Genomic DNA, 13,785 nt, shown 5'->3' on the forward strand with positions numbered 1-13,785 from the left:
ACAAGCCGGCGGGCAGTGCCCGCCCTACGCGATGTCCACCCGGCGAATAGCGCGTGAACACACCGGCGGCCGCCACCGACCTGCTCGAACGCTGGCGCGCCAGCTGGCCCGTCGCGCTGGCCACCTGGAGCAAGTACACCCGCCTGCGCGACCCGCGCTTGTGCGAGAGCCGCGTCGACGCCGCCGGCGAAGGCCTCAGCGGCAGCTTCGCGATGATCCGGCTGGCCGACCAGCGCGTAGTGGTGGACCTGCAGCAGGTACGCGCGCTGGCGCTGGACGACTACGCGCTGGAGATCCTCGCCCACGAGATCGGCCACCACGTGCTGGCGCCGGCCACGGCCACCGACCAGTTCCGCCTGCTGGCGCGCATCCGTCGCGCGCTGCCCACGCTGGAACGACACGCGCCGATGGTCGCCAACCTCTACACCGACCTGTTCATCAACGACCGCCTGCAACGTCAGGCCGGCCTGCGCATGGCCGACATCTACCGCAAGCTGGCCGCCGCCACGCCCACGCACGATCCGCTGTGGGCGCTGTACATGGGCATCTACGAAAACCTGTGGCAGCTCGATCGCGGCAGCCTCGGCGGTGCCGATGACGACGCCACCTGCGGCGATGCCTGGCTGGGCGCCCGGCTGGTGCGCGTCTACGCCGGCGACTGGCTGGAGGGCGCCGGCCGCTTCGCCACCTTGCTGCTGCCGTACCTGGTCGAAAGCGACCAGCGCCACGGCGCGATCGGCTTCCTGCACGACACCGCCCAGGCTGCCGCCGACTGCGATCCCAGCGGCGTGCTCGATGTGGAGGCGGACGAAATCGACGGCGCGATCCACCCCGGCCGCGACCCCGGCATCACCGGCGACGCCGCGCCGCCCGCGGCACCATTGCCGAACACGCAGCAGTCGAAAGGCCAGGCGCGCGAGCCGTTCGAATACGGCGAACTGCTGCGCGCCGCCGGCATCACCCTGACCGATCACCAGATCGCGGTGCGCTACTACCGCGAGCGCGCGCTGGCCGACCTGGTGCCGTTCCCGGTGCGGTTGTCGCCCGCCTCGCCCGAACCGCAGCTGGAAGGGCTGGAGCCGTGGCAGATCGGCGATCCGCTGGACGAGATCGACTGGCTGCAAAGCACCCTGCAATCGCCACAGGTGATCCCCGGCCTCACCACCGTGCGCCGCGTCTACGGCAACGCACCGGCGCGCGAGCGCGAGCGCGTGCCGGTGGACCTGGACATCTACGTGGACAGCTCCGGCTCGATGCCGAACCCGCAGCAGCGCACCTCGTTTCTCACCCTGGCCGGCAGCATCATCGCGCTATCCGCGCTGCGCGCCGGCTCACGCGTGCAGGCCACGCTGTGGAGCGGCAAGCACGAGGTCACCGCCACCGACGGCTTCGTCCGCGACGAGGACGCGGTCCTGCGGGTGCTCACCGGCTTCTACGGCGGCGCCACCTGCTTCCCGATCCATCGCCTGCGCGACACCTACGCCAGCCGCGGCAAGCACGCACGACCGGTGCACATCCTGCAGATCTCCGACGACGGCATCACCACGATGTTCGAACCGGACGAGCGCGGCAACAGCGGCTGGCAGGTCGCCGCCGACGCACTCGCCCGCGGCGGCGCCGGCGGCACCATGGCGCTGAACCTGCCGCCGCGCTGGACCGACGCGAAGTATGGCCACTGGGCCGCCGACCTGATCCGCGCCCGCGACGAACAGGGCTGGGACATCCACGCGGTGACCGCGATGGAGCAGCTGGTCGCGTTCGCCCGCGCCTTCGCCCGCAAGCATTACGCCGGGGAGGCGCCGCGATGATCGTGCTGTGGCGGGTCAGCGAGCGGTGCAACCTCGGCTGCAGCTTCTGCGCCTACGACCGTCGCCGCCCCGGCCAGCGCCACGAGATCGATGCGGCCACGGTCGAGCGCCTCGGCCGCCTGTTCGGCGAATACCGGCAGGCCACCGGCCAGCGCGTGCTATGGAGCTGGCTCGGCGGCGAACCGCTGCTGTGGCCGCCGCTGTGGCAGCTGTCGCGGATGCTGCACGACGAAGCCGGGCTGGCGATCAGCGCCACCACCAACGGCAGCACGCTGCAGCAGGCCGCAGTGCGCCGGCGGTTGCTGCAACACTTCGCCGAGCTCACCGTCAGCATCGACGGCCCGGCCGATTTCCATGACGCCATGCGCGGCTGGCCCGGTGGCTGGCAGCGCCTGCGCGAAAGCATCCTCGCCCTGGTCGCCGAACGCGACGACGGCGGCGCGCCGCTGAAGCTGCGCGTGAACACCGTGCTGATGCGGCAGAACGTGGCGTCGTTCGCCGAGCTATGCGAGACGCTGGCCGGCTGGGGCGTGGACGAGATCAGCTTCAATCCGCTGGGCGGCCGCGACCGCCCCGAGTTCTTCCCGGCCCACCGGCTACGCCCGCAGGATGTGGCCGAGCTGGGCGAACTGCTGCCGGGCTTGCGCCAACGGCTGCTTCGTCACGGCACGCGGCTGGCCGGCAGCGCGCATTATCTGCAGCGCATCGAAGCCAACGCGCACGACCGCGCCGTGGCTGTCGGCGACTGCGCGCCGGGCGAGGATTTTCTTTTCATCGACGAGCGCGGCCGCATCGCCCCGTGCAGTTTCAGCGTCGACGACTACGGCCGGCACGTGGACGAGCTGCGCACGATCGACGACCTGCAGGCGCTGTCGTCGCACTGGCGCGCCGCGCGCAGGCAACACGCTGCCCCAGCCTGCGCCGACTGCCGCGCCAACCATGTATTCGCCAAGTTCGAGGTATGAGCGTGCAACGTGAAGGCCTGCTGCTGGAAACCCTGACCCGCCGGCTGGCGGAAACGCCGCCGGACTTCCTCGACGAGCCGCGCATCGGCGAACGCGGCAGCGTGGTCGTGCCTGCACTGGTGCACGACCTGCTGCGCATGCACGGCGCCCGGGCCGGGCGCGACGTGCTGCTGCGCTTCGCCTCGAACGACGCCCGTGCCGATCGCAACCGCCTCGCCCTGGTGCAGATCGGCTGCTGGCTGCTCGCCGACGACTGGTTCCTGGGCGCCGGCTGCAGCGTCGAGGCCTTGCTGGCGCGGCTGGACGGCGACCTCGCCGAACTGGCTGCCGCCACGCCCGCACCGCGCTTCGTGCAGGACCTGGACCGTCGCGAAGAACTCGCCCGCGTGCTGCTGGCCCACCTCGGCTATCGCCCGGCCGGCGAGACCGAAGCCCAGGCCAGCGACCGGCTGTCGCGCATCAGCGGCACCGAACGCCAACGCCTGCTCGCCGCCAGTCGCGCCGCCGAAGAGCGCGCCCGCGCGATTCGCGAGGCGCTGGCGAAGAAGGCCGCCGAGGAGTCCGCCGACAAGTGGACGCGCGAGTGACCGAAGCCAGCGACCACGATCGCTACCCCACGCTCACCGACGCCGGCCGGCGCATGCTGCAACGGCTGCGCGAGCACCCGAGCGCGCCGATCTTCCGCAACTGCAGCGGCAATCGCCTGACCTACGACGACGTGGCGGCGCTGGGCGAATTCGAACAGCACACGCTGGCGGCCTCGCCCGGCTGGCCAGCGACGGGAACGCCGGCATGGCTCGACGCCTTCGTGCAGCGCGTGTTCGACGAGGTGCCGTACTACCGCGCGCTGGGTTCGCCGCCGCGCGACTTCCGGCAGCTGCCGACGATTTCGCGCGCCGAGCTGTCGGCCGACATCACCCGCTTCGTGCCCGATCCGCTGCCGCTGGACCGGCTGATCAATTTCCGCACCACCGGCACCACCGGCCACCCGCTGCTGGTCCCATCGCATCCGCAAGTGGCCGGCCGCTACCTGACTTTCCACAAGCGGGCGCTGCGCCGCTTCGGCATCGTGCCGCGGCACGGCCGCGACCAGATCGGCGTGATCCTGCTCGGCCACCAGCGCAAGTGCTTCACCTATGCCTCGGTGACGCCGACGATGGACGAATCGGGGCTGGCCAAGATCAACCTGCATCCCGACGACTGGCGCGATCCCGCCGACCGCGCCCGCTATCTCGACGCAATGGCGCCGGAAATCGTGGCCGGCGATCCGATCTCCTTCGCCGAGCTGCTGCGCCTGCCGACCCGGATGCGGCCGCGCGCATTGCTGAACGTCTCGATGACGCTGACCACCGGCCTGCGCGCCGAACTGGAACAGCGCTTCGCCGGCCCGGTGCTGGACATCTATTCGATGAACGAGGTCGGCCCGATCGCCGTGTTCGATGCCGCGGCCGGCGGCCACGTGCTGCTGCAGGACCGGCTGTACGTGGAGATTCTCGATCCCGCCGGGCGACCGGTAGCCGAAGGCCAGCGCGGCGAGATCACCGTCAGCGGCGGCTTCAACTTCTGCCTGCCGCTGCTGCGCTATCGCACCGGCGATCACGGCGCCCTCGTTCACACCGCCGCCGACCCGGTGCTGCGCGAACTGGCCGGTCGCGCGCCGGTGCGCTTCCGCCACGCCGACGGCCGCTGGCTCAACAACATCGACGTCAGCCACGCGCTGGGCCATCTGCCGCTGGCCCACTACGGCCTGCACCAGCAAGCGGACGGCTCACTGGCCTTGCGGCTGCCTGCGCAATCAAGCTGCGACGACGACGCCCGGCTGGCGCTGCGCGCCCTGCTCGGCGAGCTGCCGCTGCGCCTCCACGCCATCGAGGAAGACGACAAGATCATGCAGTACAGCTCCGACCTGGACGACGCCCGATGAACCTGCTGGAAATCGCCGCCAACCTGATTACCGGCGCCTCGATCCTGCTGGCCGGGCGCAACAGCGTGCATACCTGGTGGACCGGCATCGTCGGCTGCAGCCTGTTCGCCTTCGTGTTCCTGGAAAGCCGTCTATACGCCGATACGGTGCTGCAGGCGTTCTTCGTGGTCACCAGCGTGGTGGGCTGGTGGCAATGGCTGCATGGCAGCCATGGCGAGGCGCTGCCGGTCACCGATTTGCCGATGCGCCAACTGTTGTGGCAGCTCCTCTACGGCACGCTGGGTGCGCTCGGCTACGGCATGCTGCTGCATCGCTTCACCGACGCCTATGCGCCGTTCCTCGACTCCACCGTGCTGGCCTTCAGCATCGTGGCGCAGCTGCTGATGATGCGCCGCCACGTGCAGAGCTGGCCGTTCTGGCTGCTGGTCAACTCCATCGCGGTGCCGCTGTACGCCAGCCGCGGCCTGTATCTCACCTCGGTGCTGTACGCGGTGTACTGGATCAACGCGGTGGTGTCGTGGCGGCACTGGCTGCACCTGCGCGGGGCCGAACCGGCGGCTGCGGCGTGAGCGAGCGGCATCATCGCGGCCTCGTGGTCGGCAAGTTCTGCCCGCTGCATCGCGGCCACGAGCTGGTGATCGACGCCGCGCTGGCGCAATGCGACGAGGTGCTGCTGATCAGCTACACCCAACCCGCGTTCGAGCGCTGCGACGCCGACGCGCGCGAGCGCTGGCTGGCCGAACGCTTCCCGCAAACGCGGCGGCTGGTGCTCGACGTCGAACGCTTCGCCGCACTCTCCGCCGCGCACCACGGGCCCGGCCCCGCCACGCTGCCGCACAACGACGACGCGGACGCCACGCACCGCGACTTCGTCGGCTGGCTGTGCGATCGCGTGTTCGACTGCAGCGTCGATGCCGTGTTCACCAGCGAGGATTACGGCGACGGCTTCGCCGCCGCGTTGACCGCGTATTTCCGCCAGCGACGCGATCCACGACACGCCGAGGTTCGACACGTCTGCGTGGATCGCGAACGCCACGCCATCCCGATCTCCGGCAGCGTGCTCCGCCGCGATCCGCACGCGCACCGCGAACACCTGTCGCCCACCGTCTACGCCGACTTCGTGCAACGGGCCTGCCTGCTCGGCGGCGAATCCAGCGGCAAGACCGCGCTGGCGCAAGCGCTGGCCGAACGCCTCGGCACCACCTGGGTTCCCGAGTACGGCCGCCAGCGCTGGATCGAGCAGGGCGGCGCCCTGGTCTACGACGACCTGCTGCAGATCGCCCGCACCCAGCTCGTCCACGAACGCCAACACGCCGCCCATGCCCGCCGCTGGCTGTTCTGCGACACCAGCCCGCTCACCACCCTGCTGTACAGCCGCGATCTGTTCGGCCGCGCCGACCCCGAACTCGAACGCCTCGCCACCCACCCCTACGATCACGTCTTCCTGTGCGCCCCCGACTTCCCCTTCGTGCAGGACGGCACGCGGCGGGGCGACGCGTTCCGGCGGCAACAGCACGACGAATACCTGAGGGAACTGGCTATGCGCGGCGTGCCGTTCACCCTGCTGGAAGGCAGTCCGCACCGGCGTGTCGCCACGGCACTGCGCGTGCTCGCGGCCAGCTGAGCGGAACGCTCCGGCTCAATCCTGCCCGCGCGTGGACACCAGTCCCTGGGTCGCGGCCCACTGGCCGATGTCGTCGCGGCGGATCGCGGCGGCCATCAGGCCGGGGAAGGCGTCGGGGGTGCAGGCGAAGGAGGGCACGCCGAGGGCGGCGAGTTTGGCGGCGAGGGCCTTGTCGTACGACGGGCGGCCTTCATCGCTCAGCGCGAGCAGGGTGATGAACTGCACGCCGGCATCGACCAGTTCGCGGGCGCGGGCCAGCAGGCGTTCTTCCACGCCGCCTTCGTAGAGGTCGGAGATCAGCACCAGGATCGCGTTGTGCGGTTCGCGGATCAGCGACTGGCTGTAGCTCACCGCGCGGTGGATGTCGGTGCCGCCGCCGAGCTGCACGCCGAACAGCAGGTCGACCGGATCGTCGAGCTGCTCGCTCATGTCGACCACGCTGGTGTCGAACACCACCAGCCGCGTCGACACCGCCGGCAGCGAGGCAAGCACGGCGCCGAAGATGCTGGAGTACACCACCGAGGCGGCCATCGAGCCGCTCTGGTCGATGCACAGGATCACCTCGCGCTGCGGCTTGCGCGCCTTGCGGCCGAAACCGACCAGGGTCTGCGGGATGATCGTGCGATGGCTGGGCTGCCAGTGCCGCAGGTTGGCGCGGATGGTGCGGTGCCAGTCGATCTCGGCGTGCCGCGGGCGGCGGTTGCGGCGGGCGCGGTCGAGCGCGCCGCTGACCGCCGAGCGCATCGGCTCCTCCAGCTTGCGCAGCAGCGCATCGACCACCTGGCGCACCACCAGTCGCGCGGTTTCCCTGGTGCCGGCCGGGATCACCTGCGACAGCGAGATCAGGTTGGCCACCATGTGCACGTCGGGCTGGATGTTTTCGAGCATCTCCTTTTCCAGCAGCATCTGGCGCATGTCCAGCCGCTCCAGCGCATCGCGCTGCATCACCTGCACCACCGAGGCGGGAAAGTATTTGCGGATGTCGCCGAGCCAGCGCGCCACGTTCGGCGCGGAGCCGCCGCGGCCGCCGCGCCGCTGCAGGCCGTGTTTGCCGTCGGGTTCGTACAGCGCGGCCAGCGCCGCATCCATCTGGCCCAGCGCGCCATCGAGCGTGCCGCAGCTGTCGGCGGCGTCGCTGCCCAGCACCAGCCGCCAGCGTTCGGCGCGGCTGGTGGCCGGCAAGTTGTCGTCGTGCTCAGCCATCGGCCACTCCCAGCAGTTCGCGCAGCATCGGCAAGGCGCGACACGCGCGGTTTTCGTCCCACGCCAGTTCGGTGACGGCGGCACGCGAGGCACCGGCCGGCCGTTGCACGCGCAGGCCCAGGTCGCGCCGGTCGGCGGCCGCGAATGCGGCGAAGCTGCGCCGCACCAGCGGCAGCACGCGCACGAAATGCTCCTCGCCGAGGCCGGCGATCCATTCGTCGATCAGGGCCCACAACGCGTCACTGTGCAGCAGCACGGTGGCGTTGCGGTTGAGGAAACCGTCCAGCCACTGCGCGGCGGGCAAGGGTTCGGCACCGGGCGACAACTGTTGCGACAACTGCCGGCGCACTTCGTCCAGCGGCAGCACCGCGGCATCCAGCAGCAGGCGGCAGCACAGGCCGCGCAGCAGCGGCGTGCCGCTGTCTGCGTGGGCCACGATGTGCAGCGCGCGCTGCCAGGCTTGCTGCTGCGATTCGCCCTGGCGCAGCTCGACGGCGCGATCGGCGGCGAGGATCTGCTCGCGCGCCTGCGCCGCCGGTTCGTCGTCCAGATCCGCCAGCGCCAGCGGCAGGCCGAGGCTGGCGCGCAGCAGCATGCTGTCAAACAATTGCGCGACCTGGGCCACGTCGGTCTGGCGCACGTTGCCGTAGCGATACACGTTGGCCAGCGCGGGCAGGGCGCCGAGCAGGGCCAGTGGATCGGCATCGGTGGCGGCGCGCGCCTGCAGCTCGGCGGCGACCTGCTCGACCGCATCGGGCAGGTTCGCCAGCAGCACGCGATCGATCAGCGAGGCCAGCTCGGACAGCCGGTTCGCCGCGCGCGCCTGCTCCAGCGCGCGCGCCGTGGCGGCCAGCGCGAGCGTGTGGCCGTAGCGGCTGGCCACGATCAGCTCGACCGCGAACGACGGCTCCCACGCCAGCTGCCACACCTCGTGGAAGGTGCCGCGGCTGGAACGGCCGACCGCGCCGAGCCGCCCCCACTCGATGCCGAGCAGGGCCAGCCGGTGCAGCAGCTGGCTGCGCTGGCGGTCGTTGTCGTTGCGCAGATCCAGATCGAGCGTGCGGCTCAGCGCCTCGGGCTTCAGGCGCAGGCGTTTCTGCTGGGCTTCCAGGTCGCGCTGCAACGGCACGGTGGGCACCGCGGACGGCACGCTGCCGAGGGCATCGCCGAACATCAGCCGTTCGGCGATCAGCCGCATCGGCGCGTCGGCGCCCATGCAGATCACGCTGCGGGTGGCTTCGTTGAGTTCGTCCAGCCCGGGCGCGGGGCGCTCGCGCAGCGCGGCCAGGGTATCGGCCAGGCGGCTGGCCTCGATCAGGTGGGCGCTGGAGCAATCCAGTTCGTGCTCGCGCAGCAGCCGCGCCACCCGCGCGAACCAGCCGATCGCGCGGCTGCCGGCGGCGGGCTGGCGCCACAGGTGGTCGTACCACCCCGGCGCGGCGATGCCGGCGGCGTAGCCGCTGCGGCGAGCTAGGTGGCGATACGTCCACGGCACCCAGGTGGTCTGCGCTTTGAGCCTGTCGACGCCCTTGAGCACGGCCTTGTCGGCCGCCGCGGTGACGCTGGCGGCGAGCGCCGGCACATGCCACGCGCCGCAGACCACCGCGATGCGCGCGTGGCCGGCCTTGCGCGCGTCGCGCAGCAGGCTGCGCATGTGCGCCTCGCGGATCGCTTCCTGCGCCTCGTCGCCGCGCGGACGCTGCGGCGCGTGCGTGCGCAGCTCGGTCATCGCGGCAGCGATCGCCTCGAACAGCCCTTCGCCGTCGCCGCGTTCCTCGACCATGTGGTTCCACCAGCTCTCGCCGTCGTCGTAGCCGGCGGCGTGGGCCAGCCAATCGAGCGGATCGTGCGGCAAGCCTGCGCTGACTTCGTCGACGGCCGGCTCCTCGTCGGGCGCCGCTTCATCCACGTCCGCGGCCGCTTCCTCCACGCGGCGCGCCTGCTGCTGCCAGGCCAGGCTGATCCCCGCCGGCACGTCGATGAACTGCACCGGTACCGCGGCCTGCGCCGCCCATTGCAGCGCCTGCCACTCGGGTGAGAATTCGGCGTAGGGATGGAACACCGCCAGCTGCGGATCGTCGACGGCGTGCGAGAGCAGCGCCACCGGCGGCTGCATCTCGGCATCGGCCAAGTGCGCCAGCAACGGCTCGCTGCCGGCCGGGCCTTCGATCAGCAAGCAGTCCGGCTGCAACGTTTCCAGCGCACGGCGCAGGCTGCGGGCGCAGCCCGGGCCGTGGTGGCGGATGCCGAACAGGGTGACCGCGTCGGTCATCGCGAGCTCACGCCTGCTCGCGGAAGGCGCGGTACAGGTCCTTCCATTCGCTGCGTTCCTTCACCACGGTTTCCAGGTATTCGGTCCACACCACCTGGTCCTGCACCGGGTCCTTCACCACCGCGCCGATCATGCCGGCAGCCATGTCGGCCGGACGCAGCACGCCGTCGCCGAAGTGGCCGGCCAGCGCCATGCCGTTGTTGATCACCGAGATCGCCTCGGCGGTGGACAGCGTGGCGCTGGGCGATTTCAGCTTGGCCTTGCCGTCTTCGGTCTGGCCGTTGCGCAGCTCGCGGAAGATCCGCACGATCCGCGTCACTTCCTTCAGCGCCGGTGGCTCGGCCGGCAGCTGCAGCGCCTGGCCGAGTTCGGCCACGCGCTTGACCACGATCGACACCTCTTCTTCCTCGCTGGCCGGCACCGGCAGGATCACCGTGTTGAAACGGCGCTTCAGCGCGCTGGACAGTTCGTTGACGCCCTTGTCGCGGTTGTTCGCGGTGGCGATCACGCTGAAGCCGCGGGTGGCCTGCACTTCCGACGCCAGCTCGGGAATCGGCAAGGTCTTCTCGGACAGCACGGTGATCAGCGCGTCCTGCACGTCGGCCGGGATGCGGGTGAGCTCCTCGATGCGCGCGATCTTGCCCAGCTTCATCGCCTGCATCAGCGGGCTGGGCACCAGCGCCGCTTCGCTGGGGCCGTTCGCCAGCAGTTGCGCGTAGTTCCAGCCGTAGCGGATCTGCTCCTCGCTGGTGCCGGCGGTGCCCTGCACCAGCAGGGTGGAATCGCCGCTGATCGCAGCGGCAAGGTGCTCGGACACCCACGACTTGGCCGTGCCGGGCACGCCGAACAGCAGCAGCGCGCGATCGGTGGCCAGGGTGGCCACGGCGATCTCCATCAGGCGCCGGCTGCCGATGTACTTCGCGCTGACCTCGAAGCCGTTGTCGAGGCGGCCGCCGACCAGGTAGGTGACCACCGCCCACGGCGACATCAGCCAGTTGCCGGGACGCTGTCGCGTGTCGACCTTTCTCAGCTGGTCGAGCTCTTCGGCGAATTGGACCTCGGCATGTTGACGCAGGACGGCTGTGCTCATCGAAGCTCCGTGGAACGCGTGGATCGGGCAAGGGAATCGTGCAACGTGCAGCGCACCGCGACGATGCGCTGGAAGTCGGTCAGGCATTCGGCCAGCGCCGGGGTCTCGTCGCCGCGACGCGGCGGCTGGCGCAGCGCCGGCAGGCTGTCGGGATGCAGCAGGGTGGCCAGTTCGAGCAGCACGGCGCGCAAGCCGTAGTCCTGGCGCAGTGCATCGCCTTCCAGCAAGGCGTGCAGGCTGGGCAGCAGCGCGGCGGAATAACCGGCGGACAGCGTTTCGCCCGGGGCGCACGCGCCGATGATCGGGCCGAGCAGGCCGGCCTGCTGCAGTTCGGCAAGGTTCCGCGGCCAGTGCCGCTCGCGTTGCGCCATCGGCAGCAGCGCCAGCAGGTCGGACATGCCGTGGCGGAAGATCGGCGCGTTCGAGGCCAGCATCGCCTCGATCCATTCGGGGTCCGACGCGCCGACGCGCTCGCGCCAGCCGCGCTGCAGCGCCTCGGCCCAGTCCGACTTGCCGGCCCAGGCCAGCAGTTCCGCCGCACGCATCCCGGTGTGTTCGCACCACCACGCCAGCGGCACCTGCCGCACCAGCTGGTACAGCCACCAGGCACGTTCGCCCAGCGTCTCGTGCTGCGGCCGGGCGGACTCGATCGCGGCGCCGGCCCAGTCCGGGTTGGCCATCGCAGGCGCTTCGCACTGCCAGCTGCGACCAAGCATGCCGCGTCTGGATGTCACCAGTTCAGCCGTCCATGCGCACAGGCGTCGCGCGTGGGCCGCATCGGGCAGCAGGGCCAGCAGGCGGGCGGCGAGGTAGCGCACCTCGCGGCTGCGGTCCTTCAGCAGGCTTTCGAGCAGGGCGGCATCGTCCGCCTGCAGGCCGATCGCCAGCAGCTCGACCAGCGCCGAGCGCTCCTTCGCCGCCAGCTCGCCCAGTTGCGCCTGCAGCAGGGCGTTCGCCGCCACCGGATCACGGCTGCGCAGGGCGCGGAAATACTGCGATCGCTGCTCGATGCTGCCTTGCTGCCACTGCTGTTCCTCGTCGTTCGCCGCTGGCGCGCTTTCGCCAGAGGAAGCGGCGTAACGCCAGTCCGGATTGCACGCGGCCAGCCACTGTCCGCGCGCGCCGAGCCGCGGCAACAGCGCCGCACGCAGAACTTGCAGCCGCTGGCCAGCCTGTAACGCTGACGGCAGCAGCGCCGCGGGCAAGTGCGCATCGACCTCCGCCAGCCGGAGGCAGGCCTCGTACTGCAGGCGCAACGGGCCATCGGCGAAGGCCGAGACCAGCGCGGCGCAGGCGGGATGATCGTCCGTCAGCGCCTGCGCATCGGCAGTGGCCGCGGTCGGCAAGATCACCGGCGGCGGCAGGCTCAGCGCCGCGAGACGGCAAGCCGCCAGTACGCCGGCGACGCGGCAGTAACCTTGCGCCGGATCATCGCCCTGGGCGGCGAGCGTCGCCATCAACGCGCCGATCTCCCCGTCGGCAGGCATCGGCGCACTGGCTTCGATGCCGACCAGGGCGGCCTTCAACCAGCCATTCATGCGCGCGTCTCCAGCGCCCACGTCGCACCCGTCGACGCGCGCGCAGCGAGCACGTGCAGGCGCCGGCCATCCCACTCGCCCATCAACTGCAACGGATGTCCGCCGCTGAACGCGAGCAGCGACCAGCCATTGGCCATGTCGGCGCGCAGCGGAAACGTGCCGGCTCGGGTATGCAGCAGCCACTGCTCGTCCTGCCGCAGCGGCGTGGCCTCGGCCAGCAACATCGGCACGGCAGGCAGCCACGGATTGCCGGCCAGCGCACGCGAGGCCTGATCGATCGCCTCGTCCGCGTCGACCACCGGCCAGGCTTGCGCCACGCCGCTGCCCTGCTCCCCCGCGATCGCCCGCAACGGCACGCTGCCGGGATAGAAGCGCAAGCTGGCCGGATAGCTGCAACCATTGCTCCACGCGCCTTCCCAGCCACGGCCCTGATAGGCGTAATCCAGCAACAAGGCATGACGACCGCTGTCGCGGCCGCGCAGCCAGATGCGCCGCTCGCTGAGCCGCTCGTCGTCGCTTTGCACCTGCTGGCCCAGCACCAGCCAGTGATCGGTGATCGCCTCGCCGCTGGCCAGCACCTCGTCCCTGTCGTGCGGCCAACCCAGTGCGCTGCGCAAGTCGGCCAGTCGCGGCGGGGTCAGCGTGCCGCGGCGGGCGACGCCGTCGATCATCAACTGCAGCAGGCCGAAGCGCTCGATCGCTTCCTCGTGGCGGCCGCCGGCGAGGGCATCCAGTGCCTCACCCAGCCGCTGGGCCAGGCCGGTGGCCTGGGCGTCGACCATCCGCGCCGCCATCGCGGCGCCGTCCTTGCGCTGCGCCTCGCCGAAGCGAGCCAGGCCGTGACGGAATTGGTCGGCCATCCAGCGCTGCAGCTCGACGCTGCCGTCCTCGATGCGTTTCCAGCGGGCGGCCTCGCGTTTTGCCGCGGTCGCGGCGGCCTTCTGCGGATCGGCGGGCGGTTGCTCGGCCGCGTGTTCCTTCTTCGCCGCCTTGTCGCGGCGCGAAGCCAGCCATTCACTGACCCAGGCCGGCGGCGCGCTCGGCGTCGCCAGTCGCGGCTGGCCCTGCGCATGCATCAGAAGCAAGGCCAGCGCGTGCTTGCAGGGAAACTTGCGGCTGGGACAGGAGCAACGCGTGACCAGCGCGGAGAGATCGACCTGGGTCTGGTACGGCCTGGCACCGCTGCCCTTGCACTCGCCCCACAACGCCTCGCCATCGACCCCCAGGCTTGGCCACTGACCGTCACCGAGCAAACCACCGGCAGCTTTTGCCGAGGCGCTGTCCGGCGCCAAGGCCAGCACCTGGTCTCGAGTCAACGCGGTGGTCATGTGTCTGCCGGTTCCCTTCGGTCGTCATCCATG

Annotated in this window: 11 protein-coding genes; 6 read left to right on the forward strand and 5 right to left on the reverse strand. The window is 70.9% G+C overall.

Annotated elements, in window-relative coordinates; all coding sequences use genetic code 11:
• The first annotated feature begins 53 nt into the window (after positions 1-53).
• From ASD55_RS00310 to ASD55_RS00335, 6 genes are read left to right on the forward strand one after another with little or no spacing between them, the layout of a single operon-like run.
• Positions 54-1,808, forward strand: coding sequence for a VWA domain-containing protein (locus ASD55_RS00310; RefSeq protein ID WP_200946043.1), 1,755 nt, complete (start codon positions 54-56; stop codon positions 1,806-1,808).
• Positions 1,805-2,773, forward strand: a complete 969-nt coding sequence (locus tag ASD55_RS00315; protein WP_056762852.1) for a radical SAM protein — start codon at positions 1,805-1,807, stop codon at positions 2,771-2,773. Before ASD55_RS00310 ends, ASD55_RS00315 begins: the two co-directional genes overlap by 4 nt.
• Positions 2,770-3,360 carry a hypothetical protein gene (locus tag ASD55_RS00320; protein ID WP_056762855.1) on the forward strand — a complete coding sequence of 197 codons (591 nt, stop codon included), beginning with the start codon at positions 2,770-2,772 and terminating at the stop codon, positions 3,358-3,360. The genes ASD55_RS00315 and ASD55_RS00320 overlap by 4 nt, the downstream gene beginning before the upstream one ends.
• Positions 3,357-4,697 carry an AMP-binding protein gene (locus tag ASD55_RS18740; RefSeq protein ID WP_082542588.1) on the forward strand — a complete coding sequence of 447 codons (1,341 nt, stop codon included), beginning with the start codon at positions 3,357-3,359 and terminating at the stop codon, positions 4,695-4,697. The genes ASD55_RS00320 and ASD55_RS18740 overlap by 4 nt, the downstream gene beginning before the upstream one ends.
• Positions 4,694-5,266 (forward strand): nicotinamide riboside transporter PnuC, encoded by a 573-nt coding sequence (gene pnuC / locus ASD55_RS00330; protein WP_056762862.1) that lies wholly within the window; start codon positions 4,694-4,696, stop codon positions 5,264-5,266. The genes ASD55_RS18740 and pnuC overlap by 4 nt, the downstream gene beginning before the upstream one ends.
• Complete coding sequence (locus ASD55_RS00335; protein WP_200946044.1) at positions 5,263-6,321, forward strand: AAA family ATPase; 1,059 nt, start codon at positions 5,263-5,265, stop codon at positions 6,319-6,321. Before pnuC ends, ASD55_RS00335 begins: the two co-directional genes overlap by 4 nt.
• Before the next feature lie 15 nt (positions 6,322-6,336).
• Here ASD55_RS00335 and ASD55_RS00340 read toward each other — a convergent pair whose 3' ends face one another.
• From ASD55_RS00340 to ASD55_RS00360, 5 genes are read right to left on the reverse strand one after another with little or no spacing between them, the layout of a single operon-like run.
• Positions 6,337-7,524 (reverse strand): VWA domain-containing protein, encoded by a 1,188-nt coding sequence (locus tag ASD55_RS00340; protein ID WP_056762866.1) that lies wholly within the window; start codon positions 7,522-7,524, stop codon positions 6,337-6,339.
• Positions 7,517-9,796 (reverse strand): DUF5682 family protein, encoded by a 2,280-nt coding sequence (locus tag ASD55_RS00345; RefSeq protein ID WP_056762870.1) that lies wholly within the window; start codon positions 9,794-9,796, stop codon positions 7,517-7,519. The genes ASD55_RS00340 and ASD55_RS00345 overlap by 8 nt, the downstream gene beginning before the upstream one ends.
• A gap of 7 nt (positions 9,797-9,803) precedes the next feature.
• Positions 9,804-10,886, reverse strand: a complete 1,083-nt coding sequence (locus tag ASD55_RS00350; protein WP_007809840.1) for an AAA family ATPase — start codon at positions 10,884-10,886, stop codon at positions 9,804-9,806.
• Positions 10,883-12,424, reverse strand: a complete 1,542-nt coding sequence (locus tag ASD55_RS00355; RefSeq protein WP_157598711.1) for a DUF5691 domain-containing protein — start codon at positions 12,422-12,424, stop codon at positions 10,883-10,885. Before ASD55_RS00355 ends, ASD55_RS00350 begins: the two co-directional genes overlap by 4 nt.
• Positions 12,421-13,752: an SWIM zinc finger family protein gene (locus tag ASD55_RS00360; protein WP_056762876.1), complete on the reverse strand. Its 1,332-nt coding sequence runs from the start codon at positions 13,750-13,752 to the stop codon at positions 12,421-12,423. The genes ASD55_RS00355 and ASD55_RS00360 overlap by 4 nt, the downstream gene beginning before the upstream one ends.
• Between the last annotated feature and the right edge of the window lie 33 nt (positions 13,753-13,785).

This window comes from Rhodanobacter sp. Root561, from assembly GCF_001427365.1.
Lineage (GTDB): Bacteria > Pseudomonadota > Gammaproteobacteria > Xanthomonadales > Rhodanobacteraceae > Rhodanobacter.